Source organism: Actinomycetota bacterium (assembly GCA_035536535.1).
Taxonomy (GTDB): Bacteria; Actinomycetota; JAICYB01; order JAICYB01; family JAICYB01; genus DATLNZ01.
The window spans coordinates 1-16,050 of record DATLNZ010000038.1; the positions used below are offsets into that span (position 1 = coordinate 1).

Consider the following 16,050-nt stretch of genomic DNA (forward strand, 5'->3'; position numbering starts at 1 on the left):
GCCGGTGACCATCAGATCCCGCGGTCCGGACGCGGCGGCGACCTCACGGGGGAGACCAAGCCGTACGAGTTCGGCGACCCGTTTCACATCGAGGTCAAGCAGACGGTGTTCGAGGCGGTCCGCCGCTCGGGGGCTGGGACGCCCGTGCGCATCCGTCCGGAGGACTTTCAGGTCGAGCGGACCGAACACCGCGTTCAGGCCGCGACGGCGCTTTTGATCGACCTGTCGCTTTCCATGCCGATGCGCGGCAACTGGGTGGCGGCCAAGAAGGTGGCGCTCGCGCTGCACGCGCTGATCTCGACCATGTTTCCGTCCGACATGCTGTACGTGGTCGGGTTCTCCGACTACGCGCGGCGGGTGCACCCGGAGGAGCTGCCCGGGCTCGGGTGGGAGGAGGTCTACGGCACCAACTTGCAGCACGCGCTGCTGCTGGCGCGCCGGCAGCTGTCCAGGCACCGCCAGGCCAGCCGTCAGATCATCTGCGTGACCGACGGCGAGCCGACCGCCCACCTGGAGGGAAGCGACGCCCGCTTCCACTGGCCGGCTTTGCCGAAGACGATCTCCGAGACGCTCAAGGAGGTCGTCAACTGCACCCGCGAGGGAATAGTCATCAACACGTTCATGCTCGACCGCTCGCCGGACCTTCTCGACTTCGTCCAGCAGATGACGGCGCTCAACAAGGGACGTGCATTCCTGACCTCGCCGGAGCACCTGGGCGAGTACGTCCTGCTGGATTTTCTGGAGTCGAAGCGGTCGCTTCTCAGGGGCGCCTGAGGCTTCATCACGCCGGCACGCCGGCGTCCCGCAGGACCTTCAGGAGGCCGGGTGTCGTCCTGCGTGCCTTGATGAGGCCCGGTTGCACCCACTCGGCTGCGTCGGCGTCGTCTCCGGCGCACAACGTGCCGCCGGTCACCTCCGCGCTGAACACCAGGATCAGGTAATGGCCGTCGATGCCGCTCCCGGGCAGCTGCTCGTGGAAGCCGGCCAGATCGCCGACGCTCACGCGCAGTCCCGTCTCTTCCACGACCTCGCGACGCAGGGCCGCCCGCAGCCGCTCTCCCGGATCGACCTTGCCGCCGGGTAGCGTCCACCGTCCGGCGAGGAGGACCCCCGGCCCGCGCCGGATGAGCAGTACCCCCCGCGGGGCCGAGATGAGAGCCGACACACCCACGACCGGACCGCCGGCCGGGATGTGTCGCTCTTCCGAGCGGCTCTGTTGCATGCCGCAACGATAGGCGGCGTCGTAGGATGCGCCGGTGAAGTTCGGGGGCCGGGGCGCGCATGCGTGAGCCGACGGGCGAAGACCAGGTCACAGCCAACGCCCAGGCGAGCGATGAATCCTCCGGCGGCCCGCGTGACGACCGCTACCTGCGCGGGATGCTCCTGCTGCTGGTGTCGGCGACCTTCTTCGAGGGCTACGACGGGTCGATCCTCGCGCTGATCCTGTCGGACATCCAGGAGACGTTTTCGGTCACGGAGTCGCAGCTCGGTGTGTCGCGCGCGCTGATCGAGCTCGGCCTCGGGTTCGCCTTCTTCCTGACCCGGCTCGGCGACCGCGTCGGCCGCCGCAAGCTGCTGCTGTGGTCGGTGGCCGGATACACCCTGATGACCGCGCTGACCGCCTTTTCGTGGGACCTGTGGTCTTTCACCGCGTTCCAGTCGCTGTCGCGGGTGTTTTTGGGGGCCGAGTACGCGGTGGCGGTGACGATGGTCGTCGAGGAGTTCCCGGCACACCGCCGGGCGGGGGCCCTCGGCCGCCTTCTGATGTGCGCCGCGGCCGGGGCGGTGGCGGTGGCGTTGCTTCTCCTGCTCGGGGTGGGCGAGGGGCCGCTCGGATGGCGAACGCTTTACCTGGTCGGGCTGGTACCGCTGCTGTTCCTGGCGGTCCTGCGCCGCAAGGTCCGGGAGACGAGGCGGTTCGAGGAGCTGCAGGCCGAGGTCCGGACGGGACGGCGGCCCCCTCAGGTGAGCTTCTGGGAGCCGTGGCGCAGGGAGTACCGGGCGAAGCTGGTGCTGGTGGGGGTGGTGAACCTGCTGCGGTCCCTGCCGCTGTTCGGCGCCACCGCGTGGTTCTTCTACTACGCCGAGCGCGAGCAGGGGGTCGATTCGCAGTTCCTGCAGATCGTCTTCATCATCGCGTACACGTGCGGAATCGCCGGGTACGTCGTCTGCGGCCATCTCATGGACCGGGTCGGACGGCGTCCCACGGCAGTCGGCTTTTGCCTCATGGCCGTGGTCAGCTCCGTGCTGCTGTTCCAGGTCGGCGACCCGATCGCGATCGGGGTCCTTCTCGTGGTGGCGGTGTTCTTCGGCCTCGGGATGGCTCCAGTGCTCGGCGCGATGAGCACGGAGTTGTTCCCCACCTACATCCGCAACCAGTCGGCGGCATGGGCCCGCAACGTGTTCGAGATCGCCGGGTTCATCCTCGGCCCCCTTCTCGTGGGAGTGCTCGGCGACCACTACACCGGCGTCCTCGGTTCGGTCGGTGACGCGACCAGCTTTCTCGCGCTGCTTTTCATCCCCTGTGCATGGCTGCTGTACCGGCACCTGCCGGAGACGCGGGCGTTGGAGCTGGAGCAGATCACGTCGGACTCCACGGCTTCGGCATGGAGCGTCCGCCGAAGGGGCCCGGTCGTGGCCGCGGCGGTGCTAGTGCTCGTCACGGCCGCGACGGCGCTGGGGGTAGTCGAGCTGGGTCGGATTACCCGGCGTCCCGAGGGCGCCGCCGAGCGTTTCCTGCAGGCGGTGTCTTCGGGGGACGAGGAGGACGTCCGTCGGTACGGGTCGCGGCGGATCGCCGGGTTCGGAAGTCCGCCGGCGGGGGAGGACAGCGTGTTCTCGTCCATCGAGGTCGGGGCGTCCGAGGACGCGCAAGACGGCTCCGCAGTGCCGTTCCGGGTCGGCCGTCACGATGAAAAGCCGCTGACGGGCGAGCTGGCGGTTCGAAAGACGCAGGCCGGGGAGTGGCGCGTGGTCGCGCTGGCGCCGGGGCCTGTCACGGGCAGGGTTCCCTCCCAGGGCGGCCCCTCGGCCGCCGAGAGCCCGCTGATGCAGTGGGTCGCCGCCGTCGCCGCCGCATGCGTGCTGACGGCCCTGCTCGAGGTCCTGCAACGCAGGCTGTCGCGGACGTCGGGGGAAGCCATTCCGCCACGCGGGCCGTTGGCGGCCGCGGAAACGCCCGAAAGGTCCGGATAGGACGGGAAATGCGGCGGTCCCGGCTCTGCGGACGCAGACCTTTGTGATACTTGCACCCGGGAGCATTTGCCGGGGTTTCCGGCGGGGCGTACGGGAGGGATTCGATGAACCGGCGTACACCGGCGATGCGCTACGCACCGCTGTTCGCGCTCGTGGCCGTGCAGGTTCTGATCATCGCGCTGGCGCCGTCCAAGGCCCCCGGCACTTCGCCCGTGGGCGGTTTCGGACCGGGAGCCGCGGCCGGCGTGGGAGAAGTCGGAGCTGAAGTGCCCATCGACCCCGCCACCGGGCAGCCCATCACCGGCGGCGGGGCGGCCGGCGGCGCGGGGGCTTCCGGGGGGGCCGCGGGCCCCGCGGGGGCCAAGCAGGCGCTGAACGCCGCCGGCATTCCCGTGACCGGGGACACCAGCCACTGCGTCGGGGGACTGCAGTTCGACCCCGCAATATTCGCCTTCGCTCCCAAGTGCGTCCCGAAGTTCGTCGGCAAAAACCCCGGGCGCACCTACCGGGGCGTGACCGACAAGAAGATCAAGGTCCTGATCTACAACGGCAACTTCGGTACGGGGATCGAGGAAGTTCTGACCGCCCAGGGATTTGCCGCATCCGTTCCCCAGCAGCAGGAGATGGCGGACGCCTCCGAGAAACTCATCAATTCGAAGTTCGAGCTCTACGGCCGCGAGCTCGAGATCAAAGCCGTGGGCGGCGCCTGCTCGGCTGCCCCTCCGGACAACAAGTGCCTGCGCGCGGAGTTCGAGGGGCTGGTCCAGAGGGAGCAACCCTTCGCCGTCGTCTGGGGGACTTCCGTGTCCTCCGAGAGCTACGACCACCTGAGCGACCTCAAGGTCGTGAACATGGGCGGCTGGTTCTTCAGGGACTCGTTCAGCACGGAGCGCCGTCCCTACCACTGGGACATCCAGATGTCCGGTTCCCAGATCGCCAGGCACGCGGCGGAGTGGTACTGCAACCGGATGCATGGCGGGATTGCGCGCTACTCCGGCGAGCAGGACGACATGCGGGCAAAGCCCCGAACGATGGGCGTCATCACCTCCGACGACCCGGAGAACGTCGAGATGATCAAGGAGTTCAAGGGTCACCTGTCCAGGTGCGGCGCCAGCGTCGCGCCGGGCAAGGAGTACTACTACGCACAGAACCTGCAGACGGTGGAGCAGCAACGCGACGAGCTGGTCCAAAAGATGAAGACCCCGCCCGAGGCAACGACCGTCCTGTGCTTCTGCGAGCTCGTCGCGCCGATCTTTTTGTACAGCGAGGCCGAGCAGCAGCAGTGGTGGCCGGAGCACATCATCGTCGGGACGGGGTTCATGGACGCAGACCAGTCCGCGCAGACCTACGACCACTTCCTGCCGCCGGCGGCCGGCTCCGCGGCCCCCAACGACGAACCCGCCAAGGATGAGCAGTTCGAGAACGCGTTCGGCCTGGCGCAGGCCGACGAGCAGGGGTCTTTGGCCGACAGCTTCTCCGGCAGGGCGTACAAGGCCTACAAGGCGGACGCGACCGGTCCCCCCTACGACAGCGCGGAGGTGGACTTCCAGTACTTCATGATGCTCGCGTCGATGGCCCAGTTCGCCGGGCCCAATCTCACTCCCGAGACGCTCGAGCAGGGCGCGTTCAGGCTGGGCGTGATCGACCCGGGCGGCAAGAAGGATCCCAAGCTGAGCCAGCGCAGCTTCAAGCCGGGCGACTACACGTGGGTCGACAACCTCAGGGAGGTCTACTGGAGCACCGAAAAGACCTCGGCCTTCAACGGCGAAAAGGGGCGCTACATCACCCTCAACGGGGGCCGGTGGTTCTCCCTGGGTGAGTACCCCAAGGGTCAGATAGAGCTGCCAGCCAAACCGAGATGAACCTGCCCCGGGTCTCGGTCCCAGACCCGCTGACAAAGCTCGCCGCTCCCCTGGAGAACCCTGTCGTCCGCCGGGTGGTGCAGCTGGCGGCATACGTCGGAGCCGTCGTCCTTGGGGTACGGGTCGTGTTCGACGCTCCGATAGGCACGATCTTCAACGGGGCCGCCATCGGGATGCTCTATGGGCTGATGGGGGTCGGCATCGTCCTCATCTACCGGACCAACCGCATCATCAACTTCGCGGCAGCCTCACTGGGTGCGGTGCCGGCAGTCCTGATGGTGCTGTTGAACTCCAGCCGTGGTGTGCCCTGGGCTGTTGTCTTCCCGCTCGCGATCGTGCTGGGAGTGGCTGCGGGCGCGCTGGCAGACTTCCTGATCGTCCGGAGGTTCCGGCACTCCCCGAGGCTGATCCTCACGGTCGCGACAATAGGAATGTCACAGCTCTTCTCGTACTTCGCGCTGATGATCCCGTTCTGGATGGGACAGAAGACGGGGTCGGGGGGAATCTTCACGCCCTTCCGCGGGTTCCAGTTCCAGATCGGCACGGCGATCTTCAGCGGGGACCATCTGTTCTCCGTGTTCGTTGTGGCTGTGGTCGTCGGCGGCCTCGCCGCCTTCTTGAAGTTCACCAGGATGGGCATCGCCTTGCGGGCGTCGGCAGAGAACGCCGACCGCGCCTCGCTGCTGGGCATCCCCGTGTCCCGTGTGCAGATGGTGTCGTGGATGCTCGCCGGAGGGACTGCCGCGGTCGTGATCTTCCAGCGGGTCGTCCTGATCGGGGTCCCGACGGACGGGTCGCTCGGCCTCCAGGCTCTCGTCTACGCGCTCACGGCCGCCGTGGTGGCGCGTATGGAGAGCATTCCGGTCTGCCTGCTGTCGGGCATGGGAGTGGGCGTCGTCGCATCGGCGACGCTTCAGAGGACGGGCCGGGACTCGCTGGCGACGGCGATCATGCTGCTGGTCATCCTCGGGGCGCTGTTCCTCCAGCGGCGCAACTTCTCCCGCGCGTACGACATGGGGACATCCAGCTGGCAGCAGACGCAGGAGTTGCGTCCTGTTCCACTCGAGTTGCGAGGCCTGCGGCCGGTGATGGTGGGACGAGCGGTCATGGCCGTGCTTGTCCTTGCGTTCTTCCTGGCCCTGCCGTGGGTGGTCGGCCGCAGCCGGATCAGCTTCGCGAATCTCATCATCATCACGGCCATCCTCGCCGTGTCACTGGTGGTGCTGACCGGGTGGGGAGGGCAGATCAGCCTGGGGCAGGCAGGCATCGCCGGAGTCGCGGCCATGGCAGCGGGAGGGTTCGCGGCCAACCACAACGGCGACTTCTTCGTGGCCATGGTGCTGGGTATCGGAGCCGGCGTGGCGGCGTCGATTCTGATCGGGTTGCCGGCCTTGCGGATAAAGGGCCTGTACCTCGCGGTCACCACTCTGGCGTTCGCCGCCACCGTCCAGTACTTCCTCATCAACCCGACATACCCGGTCGGCCGCGCGTTGCTGCCCAAGGGGGCAAGCAACATCGATCCGCCGTGCCTGTGGGAGCGCGTGTGCCTGGCGAGTGACCTCGGGCGGGTCGGGATGCCCTTCTACTACGTGTGCCTGACCTTTCTCGGTCTCACCGTGCTCGCCGCCCGGGCGTACCGCCGTAACCGTGCTGGACGCGCAGTCGTGGCGGTCAGCGACAACACGCGCGGCGCGACAAGCTACGGCGTGAGTGAAGCCAGGACCAAGCTCGCGGCCTTCGCCGTGGCCGGAGGGATCGCATCGATCGCCGGCGTCCTGCAGGCCTACCAGTCGGCGGCGGTGGACGCGTCCAGCTACGGGATGCTCGACAGCCTTCGCGTGTTCCTCATCTCCGCGATTGGGGGCCTGACGTCGCTTACGGGCGTGGTGTTCGCGTCGGTGGTGATCGGCGGCATCGAGTACTTCGGTGAGGACTACATCACCAACATCTCGCTTCTTGCCACAGGCCCCGGTCTGCTCCTGGTGCTGATGTTCCTTCCCGGCGGCCTGGCCGAGGGCCTGTACCGCATCCGGGACAACTTCCTGCGCCGCGTGGCGACGAAGCACGACATCATCGTGCCCTCGCTGCTCGCCGACCGACGGTCCGACTCCGACGAGCACGAGAGGTCGGTCGTCACGGCAGCGGGCACCCACGTGGGCGAGGTCGAGGCGTTCGACGTCCATTCGGAGCCGACCATCGTGTGTCCGGTGTGCGAGCAGGAGATGACGGTGACCGCCGCAGCCGGACACGAGCACCTCCAGGCCAAGAGAACGAGGGCCGGGCGCGGGTCCGGACGCGTGAGGGTCCGCTGAAGCTGCGGCCGACCATCCTGCGCAGGACGAACGACGACGCACAGCCTGATGTCGTCGACACCTCGCCCGACGCCCCGCTGCTGGTCTGCAAAGGGGTGGAGGTCGCGTACGGGCAGGTCCAGATCCTGTTCGGGGTTGACATGGAGGTCGAGCGCGGCGAGGTCATCGCGCTGCTGGGGACCAACGGGGCAGGCAAGTCGACGCTGCTCAAGGCGATCTCGGGCTTGGTGCAGCCGTGCGGCGGGCGCATCCTTTTCGAAGGCCGAGACATCACCCACGTCGGTCCCGTGGAGGCGGCCAAGGCCGGGATCGTGCAGGTCCCCGGGGGAAAGGCGATCTTCCCGACCCTGACGGTGGCGGAGCACTTCAAGGCAGGGACATGGCTGTACGCCAACGAGGACCCCAAGGAGGTCTCGGGCCGGGTGGACGAGGTCCTGGGCAGGTTCCCGAGACTCCGCGAGCGGTGGGACCAGATGGCGGGGAACATGTCCGGCGGCGAGCAGCAGCAGCTCGCCCTGGGGATGGCCTTTGTGGCCAAGCCCAAGCTGCTCATCATCGATGAGCTCTCGCTCGGGCTGGCGCCGACGATCGTGGAGCTGCTGCTGAACATGGTGCGGGCCATCCACGCCGAGGGATGCACCGTGATCCTCGTGGAGCAGTCGATCAACGTGGCTCTGACGATCGCCTCGCGCGCCTACTTCATGGAAAAGGGGGAGGTGCGCTTCACGGGTGCCACCGAGGAACTGCTGGAGCGCGGCGACATTCTGCGATCGGTGTTCCTGCAGGGGGCGGGGTCCGTTTCGGGAAGTTCCGTGGACGCCCGCGGAAAGAAAGGGACGAAGGCGATCCTTGATCCGGAGGTAACGGCTCCGATCGACCGGGCGTCCGGCGAGGTGGTGCTCGATGTGCGGGGGCTGACGAAGCGGTTCGGTGGCATCACGGCGGTCAACGACGTGGACATCGCCCTGCACGAAAACGAGATCCTCGGGCTGATCGGTCCCAACGGCGCCGGCAAGACGACGATCTTCGACCTCATCTCCGGGCACCTCCAGCAGGACCAGGGCCGCATCTACTTCAAGGGCACCGACATCACCAACCACGGCCCGGACAGGCGCGCGACGCTGGGGATGGGCCGGTCGTTCCAGGACGCGCGCATCTTCCCGTCCATGACGGTAGCCGAGAACATCGCGATGGGCCTGGACCGACACATCGAGGTGCGCGACCACCTGTCCGGCCTGCTCGACCTCCCGGCGGCGCAGGAGTCCGAGGACGACGTCGCCTGGACGGTGGACGACCTCATCGAGCTGATGAACCTGCAGGCGTTCCGGGACAAGTTCGTGGCGGAGCTGTCCACGGGGTCGCGTCGGATCGTGGACCTGGCCATGTCCATCGCGCACGACCCGGCGGTGCTGCTCTTGGACGAACCGTCGTCCGGGATTGCGCAGAAGGAGACCGAAGCACTCGGCCCCCTGCTGCAGCGCATCCAGAAGGAGGCCGGCTGCTCGCTTCTGATCATCGAGCACGACATGCCGCTGATCACGTCCATCTCCCACGAGATGATCGCGCTCGAGCTCGGGACGGTCGTCCTTCGGGACACGCCGGACCGGGTGACCAGCGACCCGCGCGTAGTCGAGTCGTACCTCGGCGGGGACGTGTCCGTGATCAACAGGTCGGGGAAAAGCAGCACGCGGAAGCGCGGGGGCGCCGGGCGATGAGACGACGAATCGCGCTCGCCGGCGCGGCACTCTGGCTTGCGGCCGTGTCGGCTGCGCCTCCCGCCACCGCGCTCGAGCCCGACGCCTACGGATGGTGGTGGAAGGTCCAGCAGGGACCGGTTCCCGTCCCCGCGCCCCCGGCCGTGCCCGCCGACGGCCTGTACGTGGCCGCCGACGGCACGGACGAGCAGATGGCGGTCGCGGGCCTGCGTTTCGACGCCGAGGACGGCGATTTCGCGGTTCTGGAGCTGAAGGCGGCGACGCACTTCTCGACCACCGACGCCGTAATCCTCGCCTGTCCGACGACCTCCCAGTGGCAGGTGACGTCGCCGGGAGCGTGGGGCTCCCGCCCCCTTCCCGAATGCGGCATCACCAGCGCGTTCGGCCGGCCGCTGGCGGGAGGGGCCGCAATGTCCTGGGAGTTGGGAGCCGAGTTCCAGACGGCTCCGGGGCTGTGGAACCTGCTGCTGATCCCACTGGGGAAAACGCCGTTCCAAGTGGCCTTCGCCGCGCCCGGCCCGGACGCGCTGGACATACAGGCCGCAGGCTCTGCGGAGACCCCGACCGATCCGCCTCAGGCGGTGATCGAGGAGACGGGCACAACGGGCACCTTCGTTACGGACTTCACGGGGGCCACCTTTGCGCTTCCGGACTTTCCGGCTGTGCCCCAGCCCATCTCCGGCCAGCAGCCTCGGGCGGCCGGACCTGTGCCGGCCCCGCCGCCGGGGGGAATCCCTCCAGTCCGCAGAACCTCCGGTAACGACGACAGGACCGCTCGCGCCGCGGCCGCCGCGATTCTTCTGGCCGGATCGGGATTCCTCGCCTGGGCCTCCTCGCAGTCACCCAGGTCCCCCCGGCTGCTGGGGTCGCTGTCGGGTGGGCGCGGGGCGGCGCAAACCATCGCAGTGGAAACGGGGGGGATCGGACGGTTCGCCCGGCCGCGCGCGACGCCGCCGAGGCGGCTGTAGGCTCCTGCTGGATGAGTATTCCGCGCGGCCCACATGATGAACGGGGACGCACTTGCTGACCGCGGGTGACCTGGCCCCCGACGTGACCCTGTACTCCGGCGACGGCAGTCTGCTGCGCACGCCCGACCTGTGGCGCGACACGCCCGTGGTGCTGAACTTCCTGCGCCACTTCGGCTGAATCCACTGCAAAGACCAGCTGGCGCAGTTGCGTCAGGAACATCCCAGGTTCGTCGAGGCCGGCGCCCGCGTGTACGGGATCTTCATGGGGTCGCCGGACTCGGTGCGGCAGTTCTGCGAGGAACGCGCAGTGCCGTTCGAGTGTCTGGCCGACCCGGACCGTTCCGCCTACCGCGCCTTTGCCCTCACCTCAGGGGGGGCGCGGAAGCTGCTCAACCCGAACACCGTCATCAAGGGCGTGAAGCTTTACGCCAAGGGCATGACCACGGGCCTGCCCCACGCCGGCCAGGACATACGTCAGATGCCTGGAACCTTCGTTGTCTCGCCGGGCGGACGCATCCGCTTCGCCCACTACAACTCCGACGCAGCTGACAACGCCCCGATCCGCAACATCCTCGGCGCCCTCGGCGCGTCGTGACGCAGAGCTGCGCGGCGGCGTCCGGCTAGGCTCCCGGCGGGACGAGCAGGGCGGCGACCTCCGAAAGCGACTGAAGGTCGTGGACGTCGGCCGTCCGAAGGGGCACAGACACGGCGGGGGTGCCGGCCCGGCGGACCAGCTGCTCCAGCCTTTGGGCCTGGGTGCGCGCGAGTGACGACAGCGTCTCCAGCGCGGCGGCCGCTTCGGCCAGCGCACCCGTGGCCTCCGGTATGGAGACCCCCGCTGCGCCGGCGACGGCTCCGGGGTCGGCGGATCCAGCCGTCTGCAGCGCCGCTTCCACATCCGGTTCAAGGAAACGCGACGGGATCACGCGGTTGGCCACCACTCCCGCCAGGTGCAGGCGCTCGTCCACGAGGCGGTCCACGAAGAAGCCCGCCTCCCCGAGCGCCGCCCCCTCGAGGGTCGTCACGACGACGAACCCGGTACCCGGCGCCCGCATCAGCTCGAGCACCGTCTCGGCGCGCTGCTTGAAGCCTTCGTACAGCGACTGGAAGTCCATCACGAACGCCGACAGGTCCTCGAGCAGCTGGGAGCCGAGAAGCCGATCCGCCATCTTGAGGAACGGCGACGCCGTGAGGTTGAAGGCGCGGGCGCCGAAACGTCCGGCCGCCGTGTACGGCTTCGCCAGCCACTTCAACAGGCTTCCGCCGACGAAGTCGGTCACCCGCTTCGGGGCATCGAGGAAGTCAAGGGCACTTCGCGTTGGAGGCGTGTCGATCACGATGAGGTCGAAGTCGCCCCGGTCGTGCAGCGCCGCCAGGCGGTCCATCGCCATGTAGCCCTGGGACCCGACGAAGTGCTCGGACAGCCCCCGGTAAAGCGGGTTGGCCTTCAGGTGCGCGGCCACCGCCGACGAGGGAGCGTAGCGGTCGACCAGTTCGTCCCAGGCCGTCTTCATGTCCAGCATCGCGGCATGCATCGTGCTGCCGTCCGGCAGGCGGACCTCGGTTTCGGCGTGGGCGAGTCCGCCGCCCAGTCCCATCGCCGAGGCGAGCCGCTTCGCCGGGTCGATCGTGACCACGATCGCTCGCCGGTCCGCGGCTGCCGCCATGGCCAGCGCGGCGGACACCGTCGTCTTGCCGACGCCGCCGGCGCCGCAGACCACGAGCACGTCCAGCTTCGACACCGCCTGCTCGAGAGTCGCGGTCACGCGGCCTCCAGGGCACCGGCCACGAGCCTGGTTGTGGAGATCGTGTGCCGCGCCACCGGCAGAAGCGGGACCTCGATCACCGGGAGGCCGAGAGCGCGCAGCGCGGACAGGTGTGGCTGCTGGCTTTCGGACAGCGACTCGTACAGAGCGGCCGCGTCGAGGGCCGCGTCCAGGGTCCCGCCGCCGGCGCGCTCCACGGCCGGGGCGGATGCCCGCAGCGCCGCGAGGGCGGCCGGGTGAGAGGGGGGCGGCACGACCCGGTTGGCGACCACAGCGAGCACGGGGGTCGCGACCTGCCTCGGCGCCTCTTCCACGAGCTCCCTTGTCTCCGCGACCGGCATCTCCTCGGCCAGCGCGACCACCACCATCCCCGTGCGGATGGGGTCCTCGATGAGCTCGCGCACCCAGTCCGTCTGGTTGCGGATGATCCCGGCCCCCACGAGCTCCTGGAGGGTCCGGGGTCCCCTCAGGTGGGACAGGACCTGTCCGGAAGCGGCGGCGTCCACGACGATCAGGTCCCACCGGGGCCGGCCGTCCTCGACGGCCCGCTCCTCAAAGCCGATCTTGCCGGTGATCAGCACCTCCCTCGCACCGGGGGCGGCCGTGGCGATGAAGTCGAAGACCTTGTGCAGGGGGCCGAGACGGTACATCCGGGGCAGCTTCAGGCTCAGCCGGAGGTACTCGTCGAGCGCCAGCTGGGGGTTCATGGCCAGGTGCCACAGTCCGGGCAGGGCCTGCTTGGCGCGGTAGACCGAAGGCTCGTCGTCCAAAAACCGGGCTGCGTCGCTCTTGGCGTCAACGTCCACGAGCAGGACCCGCCGGCCCGTGGAGTTGGCGGACACAGCCAGCGCGGCCGCCACCGATGACTTGCCGGTTCCGCCCTTCCCGGTGACGAACAGCACACGGCGCGACAGCAGGTCGTCCAGAACGGGCATGCAGCCAGCCTACCCGCAGCGCCGCGGCGGTCTTTTCGTATCATCGGGACGTCCGCGCCCCCGTCCGAAAGCCCGCGATGTCGTTCTCCCTGAGCCCAGAACTGCAGCAGCTGCGCGAGTCGGCGCGCTCGTTCGCGGAGCGCGAGGTGGCCAGCGTCGCCGAGGAGGCCGAGCGCACGGAGACGATGCCGCGCCACCTTTTCGCAAAGGCCGGACGCGCCGGGTTTATCGGGATGCGCTACCCGTCGGACCTCGGCGGCTCGGACGCCGGGATCAGCGCAGAGGTGCTGTGGCGCGAGGAGTGCAGCCGCGTCAACGCAGGGATCGCATCGGCGCTGTCGGTCTCAGGCAACATCGGGTCATACCCGATCTTCGAGTTCGGCACGCCGGAGCAGGCGAAGACCTACATCCCGAAGGTGACCTCGGGGGAGTGGATCGGGGCTTTCGCCCTGACCGAGCCCGGCGCCGGTTCCGACGTCCAGGGCATCGCCTCGACGGCCGAGAGGCGCAACGGGGGCTGGGTCCTCAATGGCCGCAAGATGTTCATCACCTGCGCCCCCTCTGCCGACTTCTTCGTGTTCACCGCCTACACCGACCGCAGTCTCGGCTACTCGGGTATCGCCAACTTCATCGTGGATCGCGACCGGCTCCCGGAAGACGCAGTCCGTCCCCTCAAGACGCTCGGCCACCGCTCCAGCGAGCTGGGTGAGATCGTCGTCGACTCGGTGCAGGTTCCGGACGACGCGCTCATCGGGGAGCCGACGGGCGGCTTCAAACGCGCTGCACGAACGCTCAACGGCGGGCGGTTGATCGTCGCCGGCGGGTCGCTCGGCACGGCACAGGCCGCGCTGGAGGCTTCGGTTGAGTATGCGAAGCAGCGCGAAGCATTCGGACACCCGATCGGCGACTTCCAAGCCGTGTCGTTCCGGATCGCGCAGATGGCCGCGGAGGTCGAGTCGGCCCGCGTCACGACCTACTGGGCAGCCTCGCTGTGGGACGAAGGGCGCGAGACCCCGCGCGAGGTGTCGATCGCGAAGCTCATCGCCTCCGAGACGGCTGTGCGGGTCGCAAGCGAGTCGATGCGCACGTTCGGCGGCTACGCCTACATCGCAGGGGAGTTCCCGATCGAGCGGATCATGCGCGACTCGCGCATGTACGTGATCGTGGAAGGGACCACCGACGTCCAGCACCTGATCCTGGCCAGGCAGCTGGGACTTAAACCGCGCTAGGGCGGCGGCGGCTCCTGTTTGGCCCGCAGCCGCTCGAGCAGCGCCTCGGTCTCCGCGGCCACGCGGCGCGCCTGATCAGACAGGTCCTCCGGCAGTGACTCCAACGCCTGCCTGATCTCCTCCAGCGCCGACTCCAGCGCCGTCACCACGTCCTGCACGCTCGCCTCCCGCTGTAGCGGACCCCACGACCATAGCCGCGGGCGGCGACGCGATAACCTGTCGCTCGATGCCGTCCATCGTCCCGGAGAACATCGAGCAGTACATGAGGTCGCTGGCCTCGCGCCACGACGAACCCGTCCTTCTGGAGATGGAGACGCACGCCTCGGTCAACGGGTTCCCGATCGTCGGCAGGCTCTGCGGGCTGACCATCGAGGTGCTGGCGAGGTCGATCGGCGCCCGGCGTGTGTTCGAGATGGGGTCGGGGTTCGGCTACTCCGCCTACTGGTTCGCCCGGGCGACCGGACCGGGCGGGGAGATCCACCTGACCGACGGCGACCCGGACAACGAGAGCCTGGCTCGCGGCTACCTCACCCGCGCCGGGGTCTGGGACCGAATCAGCTACCACGTCGGCGACGCCCTCACCCATTTCGGACAGGCGGAAGGCGACTTCGACATCGTCTACTGCGACGTGGACAAGGCCGGCTACCCCGACTGCTGGCGCGCCGCTCGCGACAGGATCCGTGTCGGCGGAATGTGGATCTGCGACAACGTGCTTTGGTCCGGCCGGGTGCTCGACGACGATCCGGACGACTCGACCGCAGGCATCCAGAGCCACAACGAACTGGTGGCCGGCGATCCCCGCTACCTGTCGACCGTGGTTCCCACGCGTGACGGACTGATGGTCGCGCTGCGCGTGGCTTCGTAGCGCCAGACTCCGTCGAGCTTCTCCCGGCTCAGTTGGCCCCCCAGGCGCAGGTGCTCCAGATGAGCCAGCGTCTCCGCCAGGGCCAGGCGTCCCTGGAAGAACTTCAGGTGGCGACCGAAAAGCTGCCGGGACACGTCCATCGCCGAGAGGGGGCCGAGGCGCGCAAGGACCTCGATGATCCTGCGCAGGCGTTGCTCGTGGTGGGACCTGGTCGCCCGGGCCCGCTCCGCGCCGTTGGTGAAGACCCGTCCGTGCCCGGGCAGCACGATCGACGGCTGCAGAGCCGCCAGGTCGTCCAGTGACCGCATGAACATGCCCAGGGGATCGGGGGGGTCGATGAGGTACCCGACGTGCGGCGTGATAGACGGCAGCAGCGTGTCCCCGCTCATCAGCAGCCCGTCGGATCGCCTGTGGAACGCGATGTGGCCGTGCTCGTGGCCCGGCGTCCACGACACGTCCCAGTCGCCGCCGGCGAAGCGCAGGACGGCTCCGGCCTCCAGGTCCTCGAACACGTCGGGCAGAGGCAGGTGCATGAAGTGGCGTCGCGTGTCCTCCGGGTCCCGCCCGTGCTCGGAGTAGTGGTCCGTGATTTCCTGCCACCGGTCCGGGGTCTGCATGCCCTCAAAGCCGGTCCGCGCGATGGGGTGGCACGCCACTGGGGCGCCGGAAGCCTCCTGAAGCACCCTCGCCAGGCCGACGTGGTCCGGGTGCGCGTGGGTCAGCACTACGCGTTCGATGTCGGCGGTCCTGCGCCCCATCGTCGCAAGCCCCTCCTCCAGACGGGCCAGGGAGTCGTCCCATCCGAGGCTTGTGTCGATGACCACCAGGCCCCCGGACTCGCCCTCGCCGGCGTAGACGTGGACGTGATCCAGCCCGGGGAACGGGATCGGCATCGTGATGCGGAAAATCCCGGGGTAAGGCTCGGCGACGAAGGGGCGCTCGGAGATCATTCGTGCAGCATCTCCTTGACCACGAAGGTCACCTTCAGCCACACGCGGTACTCGCCGACGGCGCCGTCGGACACGCTGCCGGTGATTCGCGTGACCTCAAACTCCTGGACGTCCGCCAGCGTCAGCGAGGCCCTGGACACTGCCTCCTGGATCGCGGCCTCCAGCGACTCGGTGGACGTCCCGGACAGGTCGATCGTCTTGGTCACGGTCATGGCATTGGTCCTCCCGTCGTGTTGGGTGCCGGTCGATAATC

At 68.6% G+C, this 16,050-nt stretch carries 16 protein-coding genes; 10 read left to right on the plus strand and 6 right to left on the minus strand.

Annotation, left to right across the window (positions count from 1 at the left end):
* Positions 1 to 774, plus strand: a 774-nt coding sequence (locus VNE62_02640; GenBank protein ID HVE91185.1) for a VWA domain-containing protein, incomplete at its 5' end; no start/stop codon positions are given.
* A gap of 7 nt (positions 775 to 781) precedes the next feature.
* Here VNE62_02640 and VNE62_02645 read toward each other — a convergent pair.
* On the minus strand, positions 782 to 1,222 hold the full coding sequence (locus VNE62_02645) for an NUDIX domain-containing protein (protein HVE91186.1): 441 nt from the start codon (positions 1,220 to 1,222) through the stop codon (positions 782 to 784).
* 59 nt (positions 1,223 to 1,281) lie between these two features.
* Between VNE62_02645 and VNE62_02650 the strand changes: the two genes are divergently transcribed.
* The 7 genes from VNE62_02650 to VNE62_02680 all read left to right on the plus strand — a co-directional run bounded on the left by VNE62_02650 (position 1,282) and on the right by VNE62_02680 (position 10,647).
* Positions 1,282 to 3,195 (plus strand): MFS transporter, encoded by a 1,914-nt coding sequence (locus VNE62_02650; GenBank protein HVE91187.1) that lies wholly within the window; start codon positions 1,282 to 1,284, stop codon positions 3,193 to 3,195.
* 104 nt (positions 3,196 to 3,299) lie between these two features.
* A complete protein-coding gene (locus tag VNE62_02655; GenBank protein ID HVE91188.1) occupies positions 3,300 to 5,057 on the plus strand; it encodes a hypothetical protein in 1,758 nt (585 codons plus the stop codon).
* Entirely contained in the window at positions 5,054 to 7,369 is a 2,316-nt protein-coding gene (locus VNE62_02660) for an ABC transporter permease (protein ID HVE91189.1), read from the plus strand. Before VNE62_02655 ends, VNE62_02660 begins: the two co-directional genes overlap by 4 nt.
* A complete protein-coding gene (locus VNE62_02665; protein ID HVE91190.1) occupies positions 7,267 to 9,084 on the plus strand; it encodes an ATP-binding cassette domain-containing protein in 1,818 nt (605 codons plus the stop codon). The genes VNE62_02660 and VNE62_02665 overlap by 103 nt, the downstream gene beginning before the upstream one ends.
* Positions 9,081 to 10,052: a hypothetical protein gene (locus tag VNE62_02670; protein HVE91191.1), complete on the plus strand. Its 972-nt coding sequence runs from the start codon at positions 9,081 to 9,083 to the stop codon at positions 10,050 to 10,052. The genes VNE62_02665 and VNE62_02670 overlap by 4 nt, the downstream gene beginning before the upstream one ends.
* Positions 10,053 to 10,104: 52 nt before the next feature.
* On the plus strand, positions 10,105 to 10,230 hold the full coding sequence (locus VNE62_02675; protein HVE91192.1) for a hypothetical protein: 126 nt from the start codon (positions 10,105 to 10,107) through the stop codon (positions 10,228 to 10,230).
* Positions 10,231 to 10,647 carry a peroxiredoxin-like family protein gene (locus tag VNE62_02680; protein HVE91193.1) on the plus strand — a complete coding sequence of 139 codons (417 nt, stop codon included), beginning with the start codon at positions 10,231 to 10,233 and terminating at the stop codon, positions 10,645 to 10,647.
* Between the two features lie 25 nt (positions 10,648 to 10,672).
* Here VNE62_02680 and VNE62_02685 read toward each other — a convergent pair whose 3' ends face one another.
* A complete protein-coding gene (locus VNE62_02685; GenBank protein HVE91194.1) occupies positions 10,673 to 11,818 on the minus strand; it encodes an ArsA-related P-loop ATPase in 1,146 nt (381 codons plus the stop codon).
* Positions 11,815 to 12,753 carry an ArsA-related P-loop ATPase gene (locus VNE62_02690; protein ID HVE91195.1) on the minus strand — a complete coding sequence of 313 codons (939 nt, stop codon included), beginning with the start codon at positions 12,751 to 12,753 and terminating at the stop codon, positions 11,815 to 11,817. The genes VNE62_02685 and VNE62_02690 overlap by 4 nt, the downstream gene beginning before the upstream one ends.
* Positions 12,754 to 12,830: 77 nt before the next feature.
* On the opposite strand from VNE62_02690, the gene VNE62_02695 reads away from it, so the two are divergent.
* Positions 12,831 to 13,982, plus strand: a complete 1,152-nt coding sequence (locus VNE62_02695; protein ID HVE91196.1) for an acyl-CoA dehydrogenase family protein — start codon at positions 12,831 to 12,833, stop codon at positions 13,980 to 13,982.
* Here the strand turns inward: VNE62_02695 and VNE62_02700 are convergent.
* Positions 13,979 to 14,140 (minus strand): hypothetical protein, encoded by a 162-nt coding sequence (locus tag VNE62_02700; GenBank protein HVE91197.1) that lies wholly within the window; start codon positions 14,138 to 14,140, stop codon positions 13,979 to 13,981. The two genes, VNE62_02695 and VNE62_02700, sit on opposite strands and share 4 nt — an antisense overlap.
* A gap of 68 nt (positions 14,141 to 14,208) precedes the next feature.
* Here VNE62_02700 and VNE62_02705 point away from each other — a divergent pair, with 68 nt between their 5' ends.
* On the plus strand, positions 14,209 to 14,847 hold the full coding sequence (locus VNE62_02705; GenBank protein ID HVE91198.1) for an O-methyltransferase: 639 nt from the start codon (positions 14,209 to 14,211) through the stop codon (positions 14,845 to 14,847).
* Here VNE62_02705 and VNE62_02710 read toward each other — a convergent pair.
* Together VNE62_02710 and VNE62_02715 are read right to left on the minus strand one after the other, a co-directional pair.
* Positions 14,784 to 15,797 (minus strand): MBL fold metallo-hydrolase, encoded by a 1,014-nt coding sequence (locus tag VNE62_02710; GenBank protein ID HVE91199.1) that lies wholly within the window; start codon positions 15,795 to 15,797, stop codon positions 14,784 to 14,786. The genes VNE62_02705 and VNE62_02710 overlap by 64 nt on opposite strands.
* Positions 15,794 to 16,009: a dodecin family protein gene (locus VNE62_02715; GenBank protein HVE91200.1), complete on the minus strand. Its 216-nt coding sequence runs from the start codon at positions 16,007 to 16,009 to the stop codon at positions 15,794 to 15,796. The genes VNE62_02710 and VNE62_02715 overlap by 4 nt, the downstream gene beginning before the upstream one ends.
* Positions 16,010 to 16,050: the final 41 nt, after the last annotated feature.